Origin of the sequence: Methylacidiphilum caldifontis, assembly GCF_017310505.1 — a bacterium.
GTDB classification, from domain to species: domain Bacteria; phylum Verrucomicrobiota; class Verrucomicrobiia; order Methylacidiphilales; family Methylacidiphilaceae; genus Methylacidiphilum; species Methylacidiphilum caldifontis.
In genome coordinates this window covers 877693-900140 of record NZ_CP065957.1, presented here as the reverse complement: position 1 = coordinate 900140, position 22448 = coordinate 877693, and the positions used below count along the sequence as shown (strand labels likewise).

24 protein-coding genes are annotated in these 22448 nt (G+C 42.8%); 20 read left to right on the top strand and 4 right to left on the bottom strand.

Going from position 1 to position 22448, the window contains the following annotated elements; genetic code table 11:
- Position 1 precedes the first annotated feature (1 nt).
- From moaA to IT6_RS04255, 3 genes are read left to right on the top strand one after another with little or no spacing between them, the layout of a single operon-like run.
- Positions 2-1012, top strand: coding sequence for a GTP 3',8-cyclase MoaA (gene moaA / locus IT6_RS04265; RefSeq protein WP_134440604.1), 1011 nt, complete (start codon positions 2-4; stop codon positions 1010-1012).
- A 50-nt stretch (positions 1013-1062) separates the two neighbouring features.
- Positions 1063-1317 carry a MoaD/ThiS family protein gene (locus tag IT6_RS04260; RefSeq protein ID WP_134440605.1) on the top strand — a complete coding sequence of 85 codons (255 nt, stop codon included), beginning with the start codon at positions 1063-1065 and terminating at the stop codon, positions 1315-1317.
- A 32-nt stretch (positions 1318-1349) separates the two neighbouring features.
- Positions 1350-1766: a molybdopterin synthase catalytic subunit gene (locus IT6_RS04255; protein ID WP_134440606.1), complete on the top strand. Its 417-nt coding sequence runs from the start codon at positions 1350-1352 to the stop codon at positions 1764-1766.
- Positions 1767-1836: 70 nt separating this feature from the next.
- Here the strand turns inward: IT6_RS04255 and cysC are convergent, their stop codons facing one another.
- Together cysC and cysD are read right to left on the bottom strand one after the other, a co-directional pair.
- Entirely contained in the window at positions 1837-3747 is a 1911-nt protein-coding gene (gene cysC, locus IT6_RS04250) for an adenylyl-sulfate kinase (RefSeq protein ID WP_206828072.1), read from the bottom strand.
- Positions 3748-3778: 31 nt separating this feature from the next.
- Positions 3779-4582 carry a sulfate adenylyltransferase subunit CysD gene (cysD, locus tag IT6_RS04245; protein WP_206828070.1) on the bottom strand — a complete coding sequence of 268 codons (804 nt, stop codon included), beginning with the start codon at positions 4580-4582 and terminating at the stop codon, positions 3779-3781.
- Positions 4583-4658: 76 nt separating this feature from the next.
- Between cysD and IT6_RS04240 the strand changes: the two genes are divergently transcribed.
- On the top strand, positions 4659-5369 hold the full coding sequence (locus tag IT6_RS04240; protein WP_134440609.1) for a phosphoadenylyl-sulfate reductase: 711 nt from the start codon (positions 4659-4661) through the stop codon (positions 5367-5369).
- Positions 5370-5468: 99 nt separating this feature from the next.
- On the opposite strand, the gene IT6_RS04235 is transcribed toward IT6_RS04240, so the two are convergent.
- Complete coding sequence (locus tag IT6_RS04235; protein ID WP_242524336.1) at positions 5469-6617, bottom strand: homocitrate synthase/isopropylmalate synthase family protein; 1149 nt, start codon at positions 6615-6617, stop codon at positions 5469-5471.
- A gap of 365 nt (positions 6618-6982) precedes the next feature.
- Between IT6_RS04235 and nifH the strand changes: the two genes are divergently transcribed.
- From nifH to IT6_RS04185, 10 genes are all read left to right on the top strand, one after another.
- Entirely contained in the window at positions 6983-7876 is an 894-nt protein-coding gene (gene nifH, locus IT6_RS04230) for a nitrogenase iron protein (protein ID WP_206828068.1), read from the top strand.
- Positions 7877-7987: 111 nt separating this feature from the next.
- Positions 7988-9463, top strand: a complete 1476-nt coding sequence (gene nifD / locus IT6_RS04225; protein WP_206828065.1) for a nitrogenase molybdenum-iron protein alpha chain — start codon at positions 7988-7990, stop codon at positions 9461-9463.
- Between the two features lie 39 nt (positions 9464-9502).
- A complete protein-coding gene (gene nifK / locus IT6_RS04220) occupies positions 9503-11083 on the top strand; it encodes a nitrogenase molybdenum-iron protein subunit beta (RefSeq protein ID WP_206828064.1) in 1581 nt (526 codons plus the stop codon).
- A 35-nt stretch (positions 11084-11118) separates the two neighbouring features.
- A complete protein-coding gene (nifE, locus tag IT6_RS04215) occupies positions 11119-12501 on the top strand; it encodes a nitrogenase iron-molybdenum cofactor biosynthesis protein NifE (protein WP_134440418.1) in 1383 nt (460 codons plus the stop codon).
- An 11-nt stretch (positions 12502-12512) separates the two neighbouring features.
- Complete coding sequence (gene nifN / locus IT6_RS04210; RefSeq protein WP_134440421.1) at positions 12513-13895, top strand: nitrogenase iron-molybdenum cofactor biosynthesis protein NifN; 1383 nt, start codon at positions 12513-12515, stop codon at positions 13893-13895.
- Entirely contained in the window at positions 13855-14253 is a 399-nt protein-coding gene (gene nifX / locus IT6_RS04205; RefSeq protein ID WP_134440419.1) for a nitrogen fixation protein NifX, read from the top strand. The genes nifN and nifX overlap by 41 nt, the downstream gene beginning before the upstream one ends.
- Before the next feature lie 2 nt (positions 14254-14255).
- Positions 14256-14726 carry a NifX-associated nitrogen fixation protein gene (locus IT6_RS04200; RefSeq protein WP_134440420.1) on the top strand — a complete coding sequence of 157 codons (471 nt, stop codon included), beginning with the start codon at positions 14256-14258 and terminating at the stop codon, positions 14724-14726.
- Positions 14727-15004: 278 nt separating this feature from the next.
- Positions 15005-15592, top strand: coding sequence for an inorganic diphosphatase (locus tag IT6_RS04195; RefSeq protein WP_206828062.1), 588 nt, complete (start codon positions 15005-15007; stop codon positions 15590-15592).
- Between the two features lie 65 nt (positions 15593-15657).
- Positions 15658-16077 (top strand): heavy metal-responsive transcriptional regulator, encoded by a 420-nt coding sequence (locus tag IT6_RS04190; RefSeq protein ID WP_134440575.1) that lies wholly within the window; start codon positions 15658-15660, stop codon positions 16075-16077.
- Positions 16074-16673 (top strand): cation transporter, encoded by a 600-nt coding sequence (locus IT6_RS04185; protein WP_134440576.1) that lies wholly within the window; start codon positions 16074-16076, stop codon positions 16671-16673. The genes IT6_RS04190 and IT6_RS04185 overlap by 4 nt, the downstream gene beginning before the upstream one ends.
- A gap of 27 nt (positions 16674-16700) precedes the next feature.
- Here IT6_RS04185 and merA read toward each other — a convergent pair whose 3' ends face one another.
- A complete protein-coding gene (gene merA, locus IT6_RS04180; protein ID WP_242524334.1) occupies positions 16701-18356 on the bottom strand; it encodes a mercury(II) reductase in 1656 nt (551 codons plus the stop codon).
- Between the two features lie 313 nt (positions 18357-18669).
- Between merA and nifB the strand changes: the two genes are divergently transcribed.
- From nifB to IT6_RS04150, 6 genes are read left to right on the top strand one after another with little or no spacing between them, the layout of a single operon-like run.
- Positions 18670-20241, top strand: coding sequence for a nitrogenase cofactor biosynthesis protein NifB (gene nifB, locus IT6_RS04175; RefSeq protein WP_134440577.1), 1572 nt, complete (start codon positions 18670-18672; stop codon positions 20239-20241).
- 32 nt (positions 20242-20273) lie between these two features.
- Positions 20274-20498: a YfhL family 4Fe-4S dicluster ferredoxin gene (locus IT6_RS04170; protein WP_134440578.1), complete on the top strand. Its 225-nt coding sequence runs from the start codon at positions 20274-20276 to the stop codon at positions 20496-20498.
- 2 nt (positions 20499-20500) lie between these two features.
- Complete coding sequence (locus IT6_RS04165; protein ID WP_134440579.1) at positions 20501-20839, top strand: HesB/IscA family protein; 339 nt, start codon at positions 20501-20503, stop codon at positions 20837-20839.
- Between the two features lie 26 nt (positions 20840-20865).
- Positions 20866-21381, top strand: a complete 516-nt coding sequence (locus tag IT6_RS04160; protein ID WP_206828060.1) for a hypothetical protein — start codon at positions 20866-20868, stop codon at positions 21379-21381.
- A complete protein-coding gene (locus IT6_RS04155) occupies positions 21378-22193 on the top strand; it encodes a 4Fe4S-binding leucine-rich repeat protein (RefSeq protein WP_134440581.1) in 816 nt (271 codons plus the stop codon). Before IT6_RS04160 ends, IT6_RS04155 begins: the two co-directional genes overlap by 4 nt.
- Positions 22174-22443 (top strand): nitrogen fixation protein NifZ, encoded by a 270-nt coding sequence (locus IT6_RS04150; RefSeq protein ID WP_134440582.1) that lies wholly within the window; start codon positions 22174-22176, stop codon positions 22441-22443. Before IT6_RS04155 ends, IT6_RS04150 begins: the two co-directional genes overlap by 20 nt.
- Positions 22444-22448: the final 5 nt, after the last annotated feature.

Below are 22448 nucleotides of genomic sequence, written 5' to 3'. Positions count from 1 at the left end.
TATGTTTAAGGAATTTATTGAGTCTGATTATACGCCAAGCAACCCTGGGTCAGTAAAAGTTCACTATTTGCGCATTTCGGTTACAGACCGATGTAATGAACGTTGTATTTACTGTTTTCCGCAGGATCTGGGTTTTTTGTCTAAAAAAGGTGATCAACTTTCCTTTGAGGAAATGCATGCAGTGGTCATCCATGGGGCGATAAAGCATGGTTTTAGGGATTTTAGGATCACAGGTGGAGAGCCTCTGGTCAGGAAAGGTACTCTTCCTTTTATTCAAAGATTGACTCGTACTGAGGGAGTTTCGTCGGTTAGGCTTTCGACTAATGGCACGCTTTTGGGGTCTTATGCCCGGGAACTCAAGGAAGCTCAAATTGCTGGCATTAATGTTAGTCTGGATACCCTTGATCCTTCTCTTTACAAAAAGATTACCGGAGGAGATATTGAACCGGTGCTTGAAGGGATAGAAGAGTGCAGAAAAGTGGGTATAAAGCCTATTAAACTTAACACAGTTCTTCTTCGAGGCATCAATGAAGATGAAATTTTATCCTTGATTGACTATGCAGCGGAAAGAAATCTCGTCATTCGGTTTATTGAGCTTATGCCCCTGAGTTACACCGGAAAGATTTCTAGAGCCAATTTTTTGTCTGTGTATGAATTAAAGCGTAGGCTGGAAAAGCTGGATACCCTTGAGCCCTTGGACACAAGGCTGGGGCAGGGCCCGGCTAAATATTTTCGGATGCATTCTAGAAATGCTATCGTTGGATTTATTGGCGCTCTATCTGATTTCCACTTTTGTGACAACTGCAACAAGATGCGCTTGACCAGTGACGGTTTTATAAGACCATGTTTGGGCAACCATTTAGAAATTGATATTAAAGGGGTTCTAAGACCTTCCCCTGACCCTTCGGGGTTGTACAAGGTTTTTGAGTCGGCTTTGCAAAAAAAACCTCCCGAACACTCCTTTAGGGAAACATACCAGCCAGGTAGGGCAATGACGGCGATTGGGGGATAGGCCATTCGTTTTCTTTTTGTGAGAGAAAAGAAAAGAAATATAAAAAATATATGAGTTCGGTTTCATCTCAAAGCTTGAAAATTTTGGCTTTTGCTCAAGCCCGGTTCCTTCTTGGCTTTGAAGAGAAAACCCAGTTGGTAGATAGATCTCAAAGTCCAAGAGAAATTGTCCTGGCTATGGATCCCCTTTTTTTTGAAAAAATACCCGCTGTTCGTGTAGCGCTAGACTGTCGATATGCATCTTGGGATCAACCGATAGAGGATGCACAAGAAATGGCCATTATACCTCCTGTCAGTGGAGGTTAACCTTTCGAGAGAGAAAATAATAAAAAAGATCCATGGAGATTGAAATTTTAATCACAGAAAAGCCAATTGTCGTTCCTCCATTGGAGTTTCCACTTCAAGGAGAAACAGGAGCGATTATTGAATTTTGGGGAGTGGTGAGGCTTATGGAGAAGGGAAAAAAGATAGCTGGGCTGGATTATGAAGCTTATCAGCCGATGGCCAAAAAAATTCTGTATGAAATCGCTGAAGAACTATCGAAAAAGTATCCTTGCAAGAAAATAGAAGTCCACCATCGACTAGGGGCGGTGGCAGTAGGGGAGCCTTCTCTTTTTATAAGAATTTTTGGAAAACATAGGATGGAAGCTTTTCAATTTGCTCAGGAATATATCGATAAGTTAAAAGCTGAGGTGCCTATTTGGAAAAATCCTTTAACTTATGGCCCCTCTTGTTTATCTTCAGTGCAGTCATAAAGGCTTCGGGGGTTGTCTCAAATGGGGTGTTAATCCTATGCAGGATTTTTTTATTGGGGCCAGAGTATTTTTATATTTCAGCAGCGGGATCTTCGAGTAACTCTTTCTCTTTATCTGGACTGATACGGACCAGAGGAATAATAAAATCTAAAAGTTTTCCAAGGCAACTCTCTATAGACTCTTCAGCGGTCAAAAGATGAAGGTCGCATTGTTGAGGAGGTTCATAGGGGGAATCTAAACCTGTCATCTTAGGAATTTCACCTTTACTCGCTTTCAGGTAAAGAAACTTTGGATCCCTTGCTTTGCAAACCTCAAGAGGCGCATCTATATAAATCTCCTTAAACAGCACACCTTGCTTTTCACAGATCGCCCTGGCATTTTTTCTGTCTGCATCGAAGGGAGAAATAAGGGCAACAATGACGACAAGACCAGATTTGGCTAAAGTCTTTGCCAATTCAGCTGCTCGACGGATGTTCTCTCTGCGATCTTGAGCATCAAATCCCAGGTCCTTGCTTAATCCCGATCGGAGTTCATCCCCATCGATAACATAGGCAAGAATCCCTCTATGGAAAAGCATCTGTTCAAGACGGTTGGAGAGTGTGGTTTTGCCAGACCCCGACAGCCCAGTCATCCAAAAAACACCACTGCGATGACCCAGAAACTTGATTCTCTGGATCGAGCTGATACGGGACAGGCTTTGAGTTTCATGGAGGGGTTTGCTCGGCAGAGCTTTCAGTATTATACCTCCTCCCGAAATTCTGTCCTTGTCGGCCAAAACAAATCTTCCTGTCGATTGGATTTGATCAAAGGGATCACAGGCAATAGGAGCTGAAGTACGAAGGATGATCTCGGCGGTCTCGTTTTTCTTCACTTCTATGGGTATAGGCTTGAGATCTTCGAGGGTGGAGCCGTCAATTACCCGATTAATCTGCAATACTCGGGCCATGCATTGTCCTGTAGCCAACCTAAAAATGTAAGGAGCTCCGATGACCAAAGGCCAATCGCCTAGCCAGAATAACCTTGCGGAAAAATCGGTCGCTACGAGAGGGGCAGAATTTTCATGAGCTATGATCTCGCCTCTTTCAACAAAGATTTCATCTTCAAGCTGAATCGCTGTTGATTTTCCGGCTGTTACAAGCCGAGGAGAACTTTCAGCTGGCCAATGATGGATGGCTTTGACCCTGCTTTTTTTCCCAGAAGGGAAAAAACAGATTAGATCTCCTTGTTCGATTTTCCCCGCCTCAACCCTCCCTGCTAGAAGTCTTCGATCATCGAACCGATAAATGTCTTGAATGGGTAGTCTTAAAGGAGAGGATTCAGCTGAGGCAGAGGATTTGAGGCCAAGCAGAACTTCGAGCAAACTTCCTCCACGATACCAACTTAACCGTGAGGATCGTTCAACGATGTTTTCCCCAGCCTTTGCTGAAAGAGGAACGATTGATAAATAACTTAATCCCAGTCTTTCAAAGAGGGATTTACACTCCTGGCTCAGGGTCTCATAAGAGTGTTGGCTGTAGTGTACAAGATCAAACTTGTTCAGGGCAATAACAATCTGGTTTATGCCTAATAAAGAGAGGAGCATCGCATGCCGTTTTGTCTGGTCTCCTATTCCCGAAGACGCATCGATAACAAGTACAGCGCAGTCGGCTTTGGCTGCACCGCTGATCATATTTTTTAAAAACTCAAGATGGCCTGGAGCATCGATAATCCTAAATCTTCTTTGCCCATAAAAGAAATGGACTTCGGTTACATCGATAGTAATGTTCTGAGTCCTTTCTTCGACCAGGGAATCCAAAAGAAAAGCATATTCAAAAGCGATATTGTTCTTTTTACAATAGGCGATGGCTGTTTCTTTTTTTTCCTTTGAAATGGCATCTGTTTCCCACAGAATCCTCCCAATCAAGGTTGATTTTCCATGATCAACATGACCTGCAAAAATCACGTTTAAGCTTTTCGCCTCTAAAGGTAAGAGATTTTTCATTGTTTTTTTAAGGAGCAATAGGATGAATGTTTTAGAGAAAACCCTTTGCACGCAGCTTTTGCATCGCATTGGGCTCCGCGTGATCCTGGGCTCTTCCCGCTCTTTCAGAAGTTTTGGTGTGGTAAAGTTCTTCGATAATTTCATCTATTGTTGAAGCCTGACTATTAACCGGGTGTGTTATTGGCCAACAGCCCAGTGAACGGAATCGCTTTCCATTTTTTGAGAAATAAAGAGGAGGAATAGGGATATTTTCTCTTTTGATGTAAAGCCAAATATCCAGTTCAGTCCAGTCAAGCAGTGGTTGTATTCTCACATGTCCATTGTTGGGAAGAGTATCCAAGAAAAGATTCCAAAATTCAGGAGGCTGGTTTTTATATTCCCATTCCATCGATTGATTTCTTGGGGAAAAATAGCGCTCCTTTGCTCTCACTCCATCTTCATCCCTGCGAATACCCGTAATGAGACCATCCCACTTATATTCTTCCAAAGCTTGTTTTAAGGCAACTGTTTTAAGTTCATGAGTAACGGTTACCGGATCATGGGTCTTGTAACTGACTCCTCGGGCAATCGCTTCATGGTTGATCTTGATGATCAGCTCAAAGCCGTAATATTGTTTTGCCCAAGAGCGGAATTCAAGCATCTCTGGGAATTCATAGGTGGTATCAATATGGACAATGGGAAAGGGAATATGTCCACAAAAAGCTTTCTTAGCTAGCCATAAAAGGACATTGGAATCCTTTCCCATGGACCAGAGCATTGCCAAGTTTTTGAAAGCATAACGAGCTTCACGAAAAATATAAATACTTTGAGATTCTAAGTTGTCTAAATTCTGCATATTCTATAGAGTGTATATAGTTTTATCTCATTTAAATTTTTTTACAACCTTTTTTTGTGGTGAGGATAAAAGAAAAATGAAAAGAGAGTCTTTAGATTTTATAGAAAAGTATAACCAAATTTTGGAAAAAAAGGAACCGATAGAACGAATTGGTTGGGCGATTGAATATTTTGACAAAAAAGTGGTGCTCAGTTCGAGTTTTGGAGCACAAGCGGTTGTCATGATAAAGCTTGCCCTTTCGGTATGGCCAGAGATTCCCGTTGTCGTGATCGATACCGGTTATCTTTTCCCCGAAACATACAAATATATCGATAGTCTTGTCGAGAAATTTAAAATTAACCTCAAAATTTATAGGCCAATTCTTTCAGCCGCATGGTTTGAAGCGCGGTATGGAAAACTCTGGGAAAAAGGGAAAGAAGGAATAGAAAAATATAACCAGTTAATGAAAGTTGAACCTATGTACAGGGCCTTGGATGAACTGAATGTCCGATGTTGGATTTCGGGTTTACGCAGGGAACAATCTTCCACAAGAAAAGCCGTTCCCATTTTAACTTGGCATTGGAATCGGGCCAAACTTCATCCTATCGTGGACTGGTCGAACGAAAGGGTTGAAAAATTTATATCTGAATACAAATTACCCGTTCATCCCCTTGCCTATGAGGGTTACGTTTCTATTGGTGATGTGCACACCACAAGGAAACTTAAAGAAGGGATGTCGGTCGAAGAAACTCGTTTTTTTGGCATAAAAAGGGAATGCGGACTCCATGAATCACGAGAGAGGTTTTAACTGGAGTCCTTCTTATTTGGGTGAAAGAAAGCTTGATAAAAAGGATGGAACAGAAGAAAATTGTTATTTTATAAACAAGCTTTGAGCAAGCAGTCAATTTTATGGGGTGGTCTGGGAAATGCAGGGGGATTGATCACTTACAAACTCGAGTAACTCTACTTTCGAAGGGATTCTTTTTTTATCAACGGTAAACTGCTTGATCTTGTTTAAAATTTCGAGCGCTTTTTGCTCACTTAGCTTAATGCCAAGTTTTTCATAAGTCCAGATGACTGACTTTCTTCCTGAATGCTTTCCTAGGGCAAAACGATGTTTTCTACCTATGATACTGGGATTAAAGGGTTCATAGTTTATCGGGTTTTTGAGAATGCCATCCACATGTATACCTGATTCATGAAGGAAAATATCTTCTCCAATAATGCTTTTCCAGGGGGGAATCTTTCTTTTAAAATAACGAGCAACAATCGGGCACAATGAGAAAAGAGCCTTCAGATCAATCCCTGTATCCACTTTTTCCCTGAGAGTAAGGAAAAAAGCGATTTCTTCGAGTGCTCCATTCCCCGCTCTTTCTCCAAAACCACAGAGGGTTGCACTAATCGAATCAACACCCGCTTGCCAGGCAGCAATGGAGTTGGCGGTCGCCATCCCAAAATCGTCATGCCCATGAAATTCGAGGGGTAGAGAAGTCCATTTTTTTAGCCAGGATAGAGTTTTAAAGGTGCGCAGGGGATCAAGAATACCGACGGTATCCGCATAGCGAAAACGAAAAGCTCCAAACTGTTTAGCCATTTCTATGGCTTCAATAAGAAAATATTTGTTTGCCCGGGAAGCATCTTCTCCTCCCACAGCTACTTCCAGTCCCATTTCTTTGGCTTTGCTTACGTATTCTTTTATTTTTTCTAGGACTTGTTTTTTCTCGGTCTTTAGTTTCGTAAAGATCTGGACATCGGAAAGGGGGATCGAAAGGTTAACCGTGGATACTTGTGAGGCTTTAACCGCTTTGAGATCGTCATCGGTCATTCTTCCCCAAGCAACAATTCTAACCTTTAAACCGAGGGAAAGAATTTTATCAAAAGCTTCTAATTCAACTTGGCCAATTGAGGGTGTTCCCGCTTCTATCTCCTTTATACCACATCGAGCCAAAAGCTTTGCAAGCTGAGCTTTTTGTTTGGGAATCAAAACAACTCCGGGAGCTTGTTCACCATCCCGTAAGGTCGTGTCCGCTAAAAGGATCTGGCTTTTGATTCCCACTCAAATTTTGAAGCAGAAATTATGCCACAAAGTAACCCTAGAAAACAGATAGGTTCCTACATATTCTTTCTTCTTATACTTAGACCGTCATCAAATGGGGGGGCATGTAAGCATTTCGACAAATCTTTCTTTTTTGTCTTTTTCTTAACAGCTTTTGCGCCAGATTGGAAGATAGACTAAATCAAGAATCAGCCAAGCTTTCATAGGTTCAATTTGGCAAAGCCCCCTCCTCCCTTTTTTTCTATGAGCTGAAAATAAGAGTGGCAGGAGGTTTTTGCTCTAAAAAAACGATTTTGGCATGCTTACTGCTCATAGAGCAATAAAGGCGTTTTTAGCCAGAAACAACTAGCAAAAAGGAGGTAATTGTGAGTGGAATAAGGCAAATCGCATTTTATGGTAAAGGAGGGATCGGCAAATCGACTACTTCTCAGAACACATTAGCGGCGTTGGCTGAGATGGGACAGCGGATCCTGATTGTAGGATGCGATCCTAAGGCGGATTCTACAAGGCTCATTCTTCATTCCAAGGCCCAAGATACGATTCTGCACTTGGCTGCTCAAGCAGGCAGTGTTGAAGATCTTGAAATCGAGGATGTGATGAAAATTGGTTACCGCAATATCCGCTGCGTAGAATCTGGAGGTCCAGAACCAGGTGTAGGATGTGCGGGTCGTGGGGTTATTACATCGATAAATTTTTTGGAAGAGAATGGTGCCTACGAAGACATTGATTATGTCTCCTATGACGTTCTTGGGGATGTCGTCTGTGGTGGGTTTGCTATGCCAATACGAGAAAATAAAGCCCAGGAAATTTATATCGTTATGTCTGGGGAAATGATGGCAATGTACGCCGCAAACAACATCTGTAAAGGGATATTGAAGTATGCCAATTCTGGAGGAGTAAGGCTTGGAGGCTTGATCTGTAACGAAAGGAAAACGGATAGGGAATATGATCTTGCTGATGCTCTAGCCAAGAGATTGGGTTCGAAACTGATTCATTTTGTTCCCAGGGATAACGTTGTGCAGCATGCTGAACTTAGAAGGATGACTGTGATCGAATATGCTCCAGATAGCAAGCAGGCCGACGAATACCGCACTTTGGCTAGAAAAATACACGAGAATGCGGGCAAGGGAGTTATTCCCAAGCCGGTAACAATGGATGAACTTGAAGATATGCTGATGGAATACGGAATCATGAAGAAAGAAGACGAAAGCTTGATTGGCAAAGCCAAGGTTGAAGAAGAAGCGGCCGTGTGTGTTTGATTGCGACAAAGAAAGATCGAACCCCTCGTTCCATGAATAAAGGGGGGTTCGATCAGTCGCGAAAAAAAAAGCTTTTGGGGAAAATGGCAAAACCAAACAGGAGAATACCCTATGAGTTTGACGATCGACGATCCGCAGACGATAAGTCTGAAAGAAAAAAATAAAGCTCTCATTAAGGAAGTGCTTAAAGCCTATCCGGAAAAGACAGCAAAAAAGAGAGACAAACATCTTAATATATATGAGTCGGGTAAACCGGATTGCGGAGTAAAATCCAATATTAAATCCTTGCCCGGAGTGATGACCATAAGGGGTTGTGCTTATGCGGGATCTAAAGGGGTAGTATGGGGTCCCATAAAGGACATGATCCACATCAGTCATGGTCCAGTGGGTTGTGGGCAGTATTCTTGGGCTTCTCGGCGCAATTATTATATAGGGACTACGGGTGTTGATACTTTTGTAACCATGCAGTTTACGACAGATTTCCAGGAAAGGGATATCGTTTTTGGAGGAGACAAAAAACTGGCAAAGGCTCTTGAGGAGCTTCAGTTACTTTTTCCTTTAAATAAAGGAATAACGATTCAGTCTGAATGTCCCATTGGGCTCATCGGGGATGATATAGAGGCGGTAGCCAAAACTAAAAGTCGTGATTTTGGGGGAAAAACGATTGTACCCGTTCGTTGTGAAGGCTTTAGGGGAGTGTCTCAATCCTTGGGCCATCATATAGCCAATGATAGTATTCGGGATTGGGTCTTGGAAAAGACAGCTGAAAGAAAAGATGATTTTATTTCCAGCCCCTATGATGTGGCTATTATCGGCGATTACAACATCGGTGGGGATGCTTGGGCTTCGCGGATACTCCTTGAAGAGATGGGACTGCGAGTCGTTGCCCAATGGTCTGGTGATGGAAGCCTAAAAGAACTAGAAAGAACCCCTAAAGTCAAACTCAATATTTTGCACTGTTATCGGTCAATGAACTATATCAGCCGGTACATGGAGGAGAAATTTGGTATCCCTTGGGTAGAATACAACTTTTTTGGGCCGACTAAGATTGCTGAATCGTTAAGGAAAATCGCCAGTTTCTTTGATGACAAAATCAAGGAAGGGGCTGAAAAAGTTATCGCCAAGTATAAGCCCATGGTCGACTCTGTCATCGCCAAGTACAGGCCCAGACTGGAAGGCAAAAAAGTGATGCTTTTTGTGGGAGGGTTGCGGCCAAGGCATGTCATCGGGGCTTATGAAGATTTGGGAATGGAAGTGATCGGCACGGGGTATGAATTTGGCCATAATGATGACTACCAAAGGACTACCCATTATGTGAAGGATGGTACGTTGATCTATGATGACGTAACCGGTTATGAATTTGAAAAGTTTGTTGAAGCCCTCCAGCCCGACCTTGTCGGTTCTGGAATAAAAGAGAAATACGTCTTCCAGAAGATGGGTTATCCCTTTCGCCAGATGCATTCCTGGGATTATTCTGGCCCTTACCATGGATATGATGGATTTGCCATCTTTGCTCGGGATATGGACATGGCGATTAATAACCCGGTATGGAAAATGACTGCGGCTCCTTGGAAGACAAAGTCCTAAAAAGGACATTTAAACTTAACCCAGACGGAGGAAAGGATTATGGAAAAGACTGATGTTTCAAAAAGCCAAAATGCTGAAAACGTTCTTGATCATTTCAACTTGTTTAGACAACCCCAATATTTGGAAATGTTCGAAAGGAAAAAATGCGAGTTTGAAAACCCTGCCCCAGCGAATGAGGTTGAAAAAATTAGGGAATGGACAAAAAGCTGGGACTACAGGGAGAAAAATTTTGCCCGGGAAGCTATTTCCATAAATCCTTCCAAAGCCTGCCAACCCCTGGGAGCCATTTTCGCTGCGGTCGGATTCGAAGGCACCTTGCCGTTTGTCCATGGCTCCCAGGGCTGCGTGGCTTATTTTCGCAGCCATTTCAGTAGGCATTTCAAGGAACCCTCCAGCTGTGTTTCCTCTTCGATGACTGAAGATGCTGCGGTTTTTGGTGGACTCAATAACATGATCGATGGATTGGCCAATTCTTTTTCACTCTATAAGCCGAAAATGATTGCGGTTTCGACAACCTGCATGGCCGAAGTGATTGGAGATGATCTTAATGCTTTTATTAAGAATGCCAGGGATAAAGGAAGTATTCCCCAGGATTTCGACGTTCCCTTCGCCCATACCCCATCCTTTGTTGGCAGTCATGTGACCGGTTACGATAACATGATGAAAGGCATTTTGAGCTATTTTTGGGATGGCAAAGCAGGGACTATTCCCCCAGTGGAAAGAAAGCCAGTGGAGAGGATAAATATTATTGGGGGTTTTGATCCTTATACCGTTGGGAACATGAGGGAGCTCAAAAGAATACTCAATCTGATGGGTGTAAACTACCTCGTAGTATCAGATAATAGCGATGTATGGGATACCCCTACTGATGGCACGTTTCGAATGTATGATGGAGGGACAAAACTTTCAGATATCACCGAAGCCCTTCATTCGAAAGCGACAATTTCGATTCAAGGATTTTGCACGGAAAAAACCCTTCCTTATATCGCTGAAAAGGGGCAGCAAACAATTGCCTTTCATTGTCCTATTGGGGTTCGTGCAACCGATGAACTGCTGATGGAAATCAGCAAGCTGTCGGGAAAACCAATTCCAGAAGAACTTGAAAAAGAAAGAGGCAGACTGGTTGATGCTATTGCCGATTCAACGGCTCATATTCATGGGAAGCGTTTTGCCCTTTTTGGGGATCCAGATATGGCCCTGGGTTTGACCGGTTTCTTGCTGGAACTTGGAGCCGAACCTGTTCATGTCTTGTGCACCAATGGAGGCAAAGAATGGGAGGAAAAGGCAAAAGCCCTGTTGGCTTCTTCTCCCTTTGGTAAAAACGGAAATGTCTATGCGGGCAAAGATCTCTGGCATATGCGTTCCCTTCTGTTTACCGAACCCGTTGATTTTCTCATTGGTAACACTTATGCAAAATACTTGGAAAGAGATACGGGTACTCCACTCATTCGCATCGGATTTCCTCTGTTCGATCGGCACCATCATCACCGTTATCCGATTTGGGGATATCAAGGGGGGTTAAACGTGCTGGTGTGGATTTTGGATAAAATCTTTGATGAGATGGACAAAAATACAATAGTACCGGCCAAGTCAGATTATAGCTATGACATTATACGCTGATAATTAGGGAAAAAAGGCTGCAAGGAGGAGGACCTATGAATGGCACCCTTTCTGCAAAGATCCAAGAAGTATTTAATGAACCAGCCTGCCAGAAAAACCGTTCAAAATCAGATAAAGAAAGGAAAAAAGGATGCACAAAAATATTGCAGCCTGGGGCTGCTGCCGGTGGATGTGCATTCGATGGAGCCAAGATTGCCTTGCAGCCTATTACTGATGTTGTCCATCTTGTTCATGGTCCTATAGCCTGTGAAGGCAATTCCTGGGATAATAGGGGATCGAAATCATCGGGTTCTCTGCTTTATCGGATGGGCTTTACGACAGACATAAACGAAATGGACGTTATCTATGGAGGGGAAAAAAAGTTATTCAAGGCCATACGAGAGGCAATCGAAAAATACCATCCTCCGGCTGTTTTTGTTTATAACACTTGCATCCCTGCGTTGATCGGGGATGATTTAGAGGCGGTCTGTAAGGCGGCAAAAGAAAAATTCGGTATACCCGTTGTTCCTATACAATCTCCAGGCTTTGCAGGGAGTAAAAATCTTGGAAATAAGCTCGCTGGAGAAGCTCTTTTAGACTATGTGATTGGGACTGAAGAGCCCGAAATCACTACTCCTTATGATATTAACATTATCGGAGAATATAACTTGGCTGGAGAATTATGGCAGGTAAAACCCCTTTTTGACCAGCTCGGCATAAGGATAGCCGCCTGTATTACGGGGGATAGTCGCTATCGAGAAATAGCCAGTTGTCATCGAGCTAGGGCAGCAATGCTGGTGTGTTCAAAAGCGATGGTTAACATTGCTAGAAAGATGGAAGAGCGCTATGGGATTCCCTTTTTTGAGGGGTCCTTTTACGGTATTTCGGACATGAGTGATGCTTTAAGAAATATATCACGATTGCTTGTGCAAAGAGGGGCTCCTGAAGAGCTGCTAGCCAAAACCGAAATTTTAATTCGCCATGAAGAACAGAGGGCATGGCAAAGGATGGAAAAATACAAAAAGAGACTTTCGGGCAAAAGAGTCCTATTGATTACTGGAGGAGTTAAATCTTGGTCAGTCGTTTCGGCTTTGCAAGAGGTTGGGCTGATTGTAGTGGGAACAAGCGTCAAGAAATCAACAGCCGAGGACAAGGAAAGGATAAAGAAAATCATGGGTGAGGATGCTCACATGATTGAGGAGATGACTCCTAAAGAAATGTATAAAATGCTTAAAGAGGCAGAGGCCGATATTCTGCTTTCGGGAGGAAGATCGCAGTTTGTGGCCTTGAAAGCCAAAGTCCCTTGGTTAGACATCAACCAAGAAAGACATCATGCCTACGCGGGTTACGAAGGGATGGTTAATCTGGTTGATCAGATCGATCGTGCACTTAGCAATCCTGTTTGGGCAGTGGTTAAAACCCCTGCTCCATGGGATTGAATGAGGTACTCATGGCAACGATTTTACACGGTAAAAAAGCTTGTTCAGTCAGTCCTCTAAAGATGAGTCAACCTATTGGGGGAGCATTTGCCTTTATGGGCATGAACCGTTGTATGCCCGTTCTTCATGGCTCTCAAGGCTGTACAGCCTTTGGTCTTGTTCTTTTTGTTCGTCATTTCCGGGAAATGATCCCCTTGCAAACAACAGCCATGAACGAAGTCACAACGATAATGGGTGGGCTTGATAATATAGAACAGGCTGTATTGAACATTTATAAAAGAGCAAGACCTAGAATAATAGGGATCTGTTCAACGGGACTGACTGAAACGAAAGGGGATGATGTGGAAAGCTATATAAAAATCGTCCGCCAAAGACATCCCGAGATCGACGATTGCAAGCTGATTTATGTTTCAACCCCAGATTTCGTTGGCGATTTCCAGGATGGTTGGTCTAAGACAGTGACTAAAATGATAGAAGAACTTGTTGAAGCCTCTACAGAAACGATAAAAGGTCAGATCAACATTCTGACGGCAAGCCATTTGACCGCTGCGGATATAGAAGAGATCAGGCAGATGGTAGAAGACTTCGGGCTATTTCCCATTATTTTACCCGATATTTCAGGGTCGCTTGATGGACATGTTCCAGAGGAATTTTCTCCCACAACCACGGGAGGAACTGAACTAGAGATGGTTCAAGAAATGGCAAAATCCCAATTTACCATTGCTATTGGTGAGCAGATGAGAGGGGCAGCTTTGACCTTAGAGATGAAAACAGGAATCCCTTTTTATATTTTCGATCGACTTACTGGTCTTAGAGCCGTTGATCATTTTTTAGAGAGGCTTTCTTGTTTATCAGCTAGGCCTGTTCCCGGAAAATATCGTCGTCAAAGGTCTCAACTTCTCGACGCTATGCTTGATTGTCAGTTTTATTTTGGGGGACTCAAAGTGGCTATTGGTGCGGAGCCCGATCTTTTATGGGCAATAGCCAATTTGTTAGTTGAAATGGGAGCTCAAATAACTACAGCGGTAACCACTACAGATTCCGTTCTTCTTCACAGCCTGCCCTGTGAAGAGGTGATGATAGGGGATCTGGAAGATCTTGAGATAAGGGCTACTGGGGCCGATCTGATTCTTACTCATTCGCATGGCAGAGGAGTTTCGCGAAGATTGGGCATACCCCTCTATAGAATAGGTTTTCCACTATTCGATAGGGTTGGAGCGGCTCATAAGTTAAATGTTGGATATAGGGGAAGCCGAAATATTCTTTTTGAAATATCCAATCTCATTATTGAGCATCATGAAGAAAACCCAGAGGTCAGCCCTTTAAAAAACACAAATCATGAAGGAATAGACGATGAAAGTTGCCTTTGCAACGCAGGATTTAAAAAGAGTTGATGCCCATTTTGGCTGGGCAAAGAATATCATGATCTTTGAGGTGGAAAAAGATAGCCACCGGCATCTTCAAACGGTCAGCTTTGATGGGGATCTGAAAGAAGATGGTAACGAAGATAAACTTGAGCCAAAGTTAGAAGTTATCAAGGATTGCTCGATCCTCTATGTGGCTGCCATTGGTGGCTCTGGAGCGGCAAGGGTAGTGGCTAAAGGGATACATCCTGTAAAATCTAACAATGCTGAGTCGATTGAGGATATCCTTATTAGGCTACGGCAGATTCTTAATGGAACCCCTCCACCATGGCTAAGGAAAGCGATGAATAAAGGAAAAGAGAAGGTTTTTAATTTTGAAGAGGAATAGACATGAAACTAAAAGAAGAAAAAGTGGATAGCCAGCTTGTGAGTGATTTTATTGATGAACTTGTTAATCAAATGCGAGCTCAAGATACCTATGGAAGTTGGGATGGGAAAAAGAATGAGGAACTGTTAAAAGATTATATTATTGATGTCCAGAAAAGAAAAGAGATCCCTATTATTGGTGATCCAGATCCAGATATTTTGTGGAGAGTAGAACTTTTTTTCAATGCTGTGGCATTGACTATCGAGAAAAGGACTGGAGTATTAGTTGTGCCGATGATGAGCATGCATCATGAAGGTTTCGGGAGGGTGATCCTGTTTGGAGGAAGGCTTGTTGTGGTCAATAAAACCCTTCGTGACGTCCACCGATTCGGTTATCCAACTCTTGAAAAACTGGGGGAAGCGGGTGCAAAATATGCCCTAATGGGCATTGAAATGATAACACGTTTTCCTGAGGTAGCTAGATTCGAAGGGTGATAAAAAAACCAAAGGCTTTTATGCTTGGTTTTTTTTCCTGTTTAACCTAGCTGCCATAGGTCCCCTTTTTTGGCGTAGTCTTTATTCCTATTGCATTTTGACTTTATTAAGATTTGCTTTCTAAGAGATCGCAAGTCTAGGCCTAACCCAAAACAGGGTGTAGCTGCACTTTATTTCCTCATCTTTAGGATAGAATGAAGTAATAGGAATAAATCATTTTAAGCTTTTTCTTGATTTCTTCTTATGAGCTGTCAAAGTCTTTTTATAACCTTTTTTTTATGACAACGTCATTTTCCCCCTTATGGCGGGGTGTATTTCATCCTTGGCATGATGTTTCTCCGGGAACAACAGAGTTGCCCTCTCAGTTTCATGCGGTTATCGAAGTCTCCCGGGGAAGCTCTAACAAATACGAACTCGATAAACAAACAGGTCTTTTACGTTTGGATAGGGTCCTATACTCAGCGGTTTACTATCCAGCCAACTATGGATTTATTCCTCGGACACTCGCTGAAGACAAGGATCCTCTTGATGTTTTAGTGCTTGGGGACGAACCTGTCTTGCCTATGACTCTTGTTCATGCACGGACTATTGGACTAATGGTTATGGAAGACCAAGGTCAGCTTGATCACAAAGTGGTTTGTGTCCTGACAAGCGATCCCGAATACAGTCATCTCAATGACATTCATGAACTGCCAGTCCATAAACTTAGAGTTATACGGCGGTTTTTTGAGGATTATAAAGCCCTTGAGCATAAAAAGGTTGTGGTTGAAGATTTTCTTCCTTCAAAAGAAGCCTTCCCTGTTATAGAAGAGTCACTCCAAAGATATAACAAATGGAGACAACAACAGGCATTTCATTTTGATTAAGGGGCTTAAAATCGATCAATATTTTTTTTGACCCTATACTTTAGTTTAGGGTTTATATTCTTGTTGTGGGAGAGAAAACCAACAATAAACCTTTAACTATTGGGCAGCTTGCACGGCTGTCGGCTGTAGGAATTGAAACCATTCGATTTTATGAGCGAAAGGGACTTATTCATAAGCCCATGCGCTCTGCTTCGGGATACCGTCTTTTCGATGAGAAAGCGTTAAAAACAATCAAGTTTATTAGACGGGCTAAAGCCTTGGGGTTGTCTCTCCGAGAAATTAAAGAGCTTCTTTTTTTACCCGAAGAAAATGGCTGTGAAAAGGTAAACCTAAAGATTTTAAGAAAAATCGCAGAGCTAGACAACAAAATAAGAGATCTCGAGAGAATAAAACAGCTGCTTGAGCAACTTGTCAGTCATTGTCAAAATAAAATAGAAAGGGATGATTGTCCTATTCTTAGGTCTTTAAAGGAGAGCGAGTTATGAAAATCACAAAGCTAGGAATCCTTTCCGCTATTCTGGCTTCGAGCTGTTGTGCTGGTCCTCTTATTTTGGGAGCCCTGGGATTGGGGGTGGGATCAGCTTTTTTTAGTCAATTTCACTGGGTTTTTTTAATTGGGGGAGCAGTTTTACTTCTTTGGGCATGGATTCGGTATGGGTTTAAAAAAGGAAGTTGTAGTTGTGAGGACAAAAAAGAGGAAAGTAGTCGTATTGAGCTTATAACCCTTTTACTAGCCACTGGGGTTTTTCTATTCTTTCTCAGCATGAGTTTTGTCCCCTATGTTTTTGGCCAGAAGGTATCGGATAAAAGTCTACCGGCGGCAGCATTATCTCAAGGAAGCTTGGTGGCAAAAATTCCTATTGAAGGGATGAGTTGTGCTAGCTGTGAAATGGAGATTAGCCACGCAGTTAAGCAGCTTAAAGGTATAAAATGGGTTAAGGTAAGCTTTGCTTCAAAAGAAGCCACGGTGATTTATGATCCCAAAGAAGTAGAACTAGAAAAGATTCTTTCTTCAATTCGCCAAACTGGTTATGAACCAGGCAAGCCTATTGTCTATAGCAGGCCTGTGGAAGTCCACTAAAAAAGCTTTTTCCAAAAAGTCCCCTGATTAGGTTGCACAGCAAGAGAGTTGACCAACATCTTTTTTGAAAGTCAATGCAGCTAGTTTTAGAGCTTCTGCCATGGTAAGGTAAGGATGAAAAGCCTCGATGATATCGTAGAGGGTTAAACCATGACGGAGGGCGAGGACAGCTTCCTGGATGAAATCGCCCGCCGCTGAAGCCAGTATATGAGCTCCAAGTAGCCTGCCCGTATTCTCCTCGGCTACTAACTTGACCAACCCTCGCGTGTCTAAAGAAATGATCGCTTTGGGTACTTCCTTTATGGGAAGGACCGCCACCATGGTGCATAATCCCGCTTTTTTAGCTGCTTCTTCTGTCAATCCCACACTAGCGATTTGGGGATCAGTGAATGTCACTCGAGGAAGCGAAGTAAGATCGACAACTCGACTCTTTCCACTAAGGGCATTCTCTGCTGCGATTCCTCCTGTATAAGCGGATACATAGACAAATTGAGGGAAGCCTGCACAATCGCCAGCCGCATAAATATCTGGATTTGTGGTTCTTAGGGAAGCATCGACAACAACTTCTCTGCGGTTTCCCACTTTGACGGCTGCTTTCTCAAGTCCAAGACCAGAGGTGTTGGGCACGCGTCCAGTTGCAACCAGAATTTGGTCAACTTCAACTGGGATAACTTTGTCTTCTTTTTGAATATAAATACGGTTTCTTTTGTTTGTTGTTTTTTCAACATTAAGAATTTGAGTATGGGTATAAATTTGAATGCCTTCCTCTTCAAGATACCTTTTGAGGCTATCCCTGATTTCTGGCTCCTCGGACATGACTATAGATGGCAGGGCTTCAAGCAGAACAACCTTTACTCCGAACCTACTGAACATCTGCCCAAGTTCAAGCCCAATTGCCCCCCCTCCGATTACCGCAAGAGTCGAGGGTAGGGCTTTTAAACTTAGAGCAGAGGAGCTATCCAAGTATCCCACCTCTTTAAGACCAGGGATAGGAGGAACTGAAGGGGAAGAGCCTGTAGCAATAATAATTTTCCTTGAGCTATAGCTTTTATCTCCCACTATCAAGCGGTTTGCTTCTGCAAACTTCGCTTCACCTTGAAGCATTGAAATTTGTGGATATACATCTAAAAGATGAATGTATTTGGCTTGGCGTAAAGAGCTTACAAGCCTTTCTTTTTGATTGATAAGCTCCGGCCAGTTCAAAGACACTGCATTGGATTTGAGACCATCAAATCGAGGATGAGCTGCCCAGTGGTATATTTCGGCAGCTCGAATGAGAAATTTGGAGGGTACACAGCCTACATTGACGCAAGTTCCACCAATTGTATGTGATTCCACAATTCCCACCTTTGCTCCGAGTTCTGATGCTTTTATCGCTGCAGCAAAGGCCGCCGATCCTCCACCGATGATCAAAAGATCATAATCTTTTTCAGCCGTCGCGTTTTTTGTTTCAATCTCTTGCTGGCTGACAACGGTTCCATGGTAACCATGCTTTTCCATGGCTTTAAGAATAATTTCAATGTTCAGTTCCTTGGATAATACCAGTGTTGCTCTCTTTGAGCGCCAGTCTGGAATTTGTAGCTCTTCAACCCCATCAATTTTTCCTAGAACCTCTTTGAGATGCTGAGGACAATCTGCGCAATGCATCCCTTCGATCTGTAAAAAAACTCGTTTTTTCATCATAAGTCCTTTTCTTTTTTTAGAATCAAACTCTCTGAGTTAACCTAATCTAAAGGTTGGACCAAACTACAGGGTCAACCCCCACTTTATAGAATTTTTTTTTGAGCTGATGATAAAACAGCTTAATGTGTGAGTTTTCTCACACCCCTTATCGCCGGTTTTGTACTGATTCTGACATGAATATTTCTTTACTCTGATCCTCATGTTTTTTTTCTCTCTCTTATTTAGCTGGAATGAAGTTTAAGCAAGTTAAGCAACCTTGTTGGCATATCTTTTGCTCAAGCTATTTAAGAAAATAAAAACAAGGAGGTACTCGATGTCGGCTGCTGTGATAGAACCACCTAGAGCAAAAAATTTTCAGCGTTTGAAAACCTTAGGACTTTCCGTGACTTCCTCTATTCAACACCAAGGGTGCGGTTCAAAAGGAGGCAGCGGAAAATCGAGTTGCGGCTCAGGAGCAGGGGCGGGAGATCTGCCTGAAGAAATATGGGAGAAAGTCAAAAACCATCCCTGTTATAGCGAGGAAGCACACCATTACTATGCTCGAATGCATGTCGCGGTGGCACCGGCTTGTAATATCCAGTGTAATTATTGTAACCGGAAGTATGACTGTGCCAACGAGAGTAGGCCAGGAGTTGTCAGCGAGAAGCTTACCCCGGAAGAAGCAGCCAACAAGGTATTGGCTGTGGCTTCGCTTATCCCCCAGATGACTGTCCTTGGGATAGCTGGCCCGGGTGATCCATTGGCTAATCCCGATAAAACCTTCAAGACTTTTGAATTGGTTGCAAAGAAGGCACCTGATATTAAACTGTGTCTTTCAACCAATGGATTGGCTCTTCCAGACCATGTCAAACGGATAAAGGATTTTAACGTTGATCACGTCACTATTACGATCAACATGATCGATCCTGAGGTAGGAGAAAAGATTTATCCCTGGGTTTTTTATAAACATAAAAGATATAAAGGCAGGGATGCAGCGAAAATTTTATCAGAACGTCAGCTTGAAGGCTTGGAGATGCTTACTTCAGAAAAGATCCTCTGTAAGATCAATTCGGTGATGATTCCTGGAATTAACGATGAACATCTTGTTGAGGTTAATAAAGCGGTCAAATCCAGGGGTGCGTTTCTCCATAATATTATGCCTCTTATTTCAGCTCCTGAACATGGAACTTATTTTGGGTTAACAGGACAAAGAGGGCCAACTGCTCAAGAATTAAAAGCTCTCCAAGATAAATGCGAAGGACAGATGAACATGATGCGGCATTGCAGGCAATGTCGAGCCGATGCAGTGGGATTACTTGGAGAAGATAGGAGCAGTGAATTTACCAAGGAGAAGTTATCTTCGATCGAACTTAATTATGACCTGCAAGCAAGAAATGCTTACAAACTGCAGGTTGAACAAGAAAGACAGAAGAGGATGGCGGAGAGAGAAAAAGAACTCCAGGAAGTGGCCAAGGAAAACAGCGATTTAAAAATTTTGGTCGCTGTGGCAACAAAAGGAGGAGGAAAAGTTAACGAACATTTTGGCCATGCCAAGGAATTTCAGGTCTACGAGGTAAGCACTAAAGGGTCGAAGTTTATTGGGCACCGCCGGGTCGATCTCTATTGCCAGGGTGGATACGGTGAAGATGACGCTCTTGAGACTGTCATTCGAGCTATAAGGGATTGCGTGGCGGTATTTGTAGCTAAAATTGGCTCCTGTCCCAAGGAAGCATTGCAAAAAGCAGGAATCGAACCGGTTGATCATTATGCCTTCGAATACATTGAGAAGGCTGCCTTAGGCTACTATAAAGACTACCTAAGAAGAGTTAATGAAGGCTTAGTCGATCCGACTAAGAAAGCGGATGCCTTGATTCGGCAAGGAGCTTTGATTGCTCAGAATGGATAACCAAAAGAATAGGACAAAAAGGAGAAAACACTATGGCTTATAAGATCGTTGCATCTCAATGCACCGGATGTTCAGCATGTGAACCGGAATGCCCCAATGGGGCGATATATGAAAAGGAGGGCATTTTTGCAATCAATCCGGATAAATGTACAGAATGCATCGGTTTTTATGACGAACCGCAATGCGTATCTGTCTGTCCAGTGGATAACACCTGTGTGATCGATAAAAGCCGACCACGGTATAAAGCAAAAAATTAGTTATGAAAATAGCGATTACACCTAAAGCTAAAAGTTTTATAAATCGCATGATCAGGATGTGTGGAGGGAGCACAAATGCGGGGATGAGACTTATTGTGGGCGAAGGAGGCTGTTCGGGATTGACAACCGAGTTTAGCGTGGAAGAAAAGCCTTGGGAAAATGACCTCGTATGGGAAGAGGGAGTAAAACTCTTTATTCCACAGCAAAGCGCTTCATATTTTGAAGACGCGATCGTGCATTTTGTGGAAAGTCCTACTGAAACTCGGCTTATTGTTTTATCGGCAAGAAAAACACAAAACTCCTGTAGTTGCTCTTCTTCAACTTCTGAATCTTCTGCATAAGAACCGAAAAAATCATAAGCATGGCTATGAATGAAACTCGGCCTCAAAAGATTGATACCTATGGGATTCCTGAAGATTACTGGGGACAGCTTGATCCCGAAGCGGTTGAAGAGCTTAAGCAAGCCTCTTTTTCTTATCCCGATAAAAGAAAAGTTCTCTATCATTTGAACAGGGCATTTGAAAAGTCAGCATCCCATATGACTGTCCTTATCGGGATGTATCGGTTTTATTTCTATCAAAGTGATCTTGTGAAATCCCTTTACTGGGGAAAGTTATGTGTGGCTGAGACAGCGAAGAAATTGGGGATTAGCCAGAGTTGGGAAGAGTTAACCGAGGAGCATAAGCAGAAGTTAAAAAAAGAAGAAAGTCCGCTTATTGATCTTTACCTTAGGGCCTTGCATGCGGTCGGCTATCTTTTAGGACGTTTAGGGCAAAAGGATGAAGCCCTGAAAATACTTAACGTATTGTCAGAGATCGATACATCAAAGCAACTTGGCGCTGAGAGGCTAGCGGGCATATTAATGGCGGAGGAAATCCCGTGAAAGATCTTTCAATGGAATGCCTGGATTGGGAGGGTGTACCGATTAACTGTGCGAGTTGCCCTCATAAAGAGTTGGAAAAAAGAGGGAAGTGTCGGCTAGGGGAAGCTTGTGTGCAGGATAGATATGCTAAAAGAATAGAGAGATTTTTTGAGCGCAATCCTTCCTTGGCGATCGATTATATCAACCATCCTTATTTTGAGATCAGGGCTATTGCGTTGAGACATGTGGATAGTCATCATCAGATTCGGTTATCGATGGATCCAGATGAAACGGTCCGGATGAGCGCAGCTTACTACGTTCCCCGAAAATTCCTTTTGCGAATGCGTTTTGATGAAAACCGAGAAGTTCGTGTGAGAGCAGCAAGTTTGCTTGATGGAATGGATCTTGTCCCGATGTTGGTTGATCCAGATTACTATGTTCGGGTAATTGTAGCGAGGAAAATTCCCTTGGCCTGGTTGATTTTTATGGTTTCGGATCCAGAGCCTACAGTCCGAATAGAGGTAGCAAAAAGGGTGGGAGAAGAAGGGTTGATTATACTGGCTAATGATTTAAACGAGGAAGTACGGCTCACCGTGGTCTCCCGGTTAGATGCGAAGGAGTTAAACCGATTTATCAACGATCCGAGCTGGAAAGTGAGGTTTGAAGTGGTTCGAAGAATAAATCCTAGCTACCTTGCCTTTTTCTGCGAAGACCAGGATTCTTTCGTAAGAGAATTTGCAAAGATACGAATGGAAGAGGAGTTGGGTTCAGCGCAGGGCAATTCTGAAAGGAATTGGAATAAAAAGAGTAGCGATGAGAGAAAAGGATATTAACGAGCTGGATGGCCCTCCGGTATTTGAATATGGCCAGAGGGTAAGGAGCAAAAAGAATATACGTAATGATGGAACATTCCCGGGAAAGGAAATAGGAGAGATACTCGTCAAAAAAGGGGAAATCGGCTATGTCAGCAGTATCGGGACTTTTCTTCAAAAATTCTACATTTATGGAGTTGATTTTGTGGAGAGGGGGTATCTGGTCGGAATGAAATCTGAAGAGTTAGAACCTCTAGAAGAGGAAGAGTAAATGTA

Coding starts and splice junctions, on each gene's coding strand:
- IT6_RS04240 (WP_134440609.1), top strand. CDS start 4,659: ATGAAAAGAGAGTCTTTAGATTTTATAGAAAAGTATAACCAAATTTTG.
- nifX (WP_134440419.1), top strand. CDS start 13,855: ATGAAAGTTGCCTTTGCAACGCAGGATTTAAAAAGAGTTGATGCCCAT.
- IT6_RS04200 (WP_134440420.1), top strand. CDS start 14,256: ATGAAACTAAAAGAAGAAAAAGTGGATAGCCAGCTTGTGAGTGATTTT.
- IT6_RS04160 (WP_206828060.1), top strand. CDS start 20,866: ATGAATGAAACTCGGCCTCAAAAGATTGATACCTATGGGATTCCTGAA.
- IT6_RS04165 (WP_134440579.1), top strand. CDS start 20,501: ATGAAAATAGCGATTACACCTAAAGCTAAAAGTTTTATAAATCGCATG.
- IT6_RS04170 (WP_134440578.1), top strand. CDS start 20,274: ATGGCTTATAAGATCGTTGCATCTCAATGCACCGGATGTTCAGCATGT.
- IT6_RS04195 (WP_206828062.1), top strand. CDS start 15,005: ATGACAACGTCATTTTCCCCCTTATGGCGGGGTGTATTTCATCCTTGG.
- IT6_RS04260 (WP_134440605.1), top strand. CDS start 1,063: ATGAGTTCGGTTTCATCTCAAAGCTTGAAAATTTTGGCTTTTGCTCAA.
- nifD (WP_206828065.1), top strand. CDS start 7,988: ATGAGTTTGACGATCGACGATCCGCAGACGATAAGTCTGAAAGAAAAA.
- nifK (WP_206828064.1), top strand. CDS start 9,503: ATGGAAAAGACTGATGTTTCAAAAAGCCAAAATGCTGAAAACGTTCTT.
- IT6_RS04150 (WP_134440582.1), top strand. CDS start 22,174: ATGAGAGAAAAGGATATTAACGAGCTGGATGGCCCTCCGGTATTTGAA.
- nifN (WP_134440421.1), top strand. CDS start 12,513: ATGGCAACGATTTTACACGGTAAAAAAGCTTGTTCAGTCAGTCCTCTA.
- merA (WP_242524334.1), bottom strand. CDS start 18,356: ATGATGAAAAAACGAGTTTTTTTACAGATCGAAGGGATGCATTGCGCA.
- nifE (WP_134440418.1), top strand. CDS start 11,119: ATGAATGGCACCCTTTCTGCAAAGATCCAAGAAGTATTTAATGAACCA.
- moaA (WP_134440604.1), top strand. CDS start 2: ATGTTTAAGGAATTTATTGAGTCTGATTATACGCCAAGCAACCCTGGG.
- cysC (WP_206828072.1), bottom strand. CDS start 3,747: ATGAAAAATCTCTTACCTTTAGAGGCGAAAAGCTTAAACGTGATTTTT.
- nifB (WP_134440577.1), top strand. CDS start 18,670: ATGTCGGCTGCTGTGATAGAACCACCTAGAGCAAAAAATTTTCAGCGT.
- IT6_RS04185 (WP_134440576.1), top strand. CDS start 16,074: ATGAAAATCACAAAGCTAGGAATCCTTTCCGCTATTCTGGCTTCGAGC.
- IT6_RS04255 (WP_134440606.1), top strand. CDS start 1,350: ATGGAGATTGAAATTTTAATCACAGAAAAGCCAATTGTCGTTCCTCCA.
- cysD (WP_206828070.1), bottom strand. CDS start 4,582: ATGCAGAATTTAGACAACTTAGAATCTCAAAGTATTTATATTTTTCGT.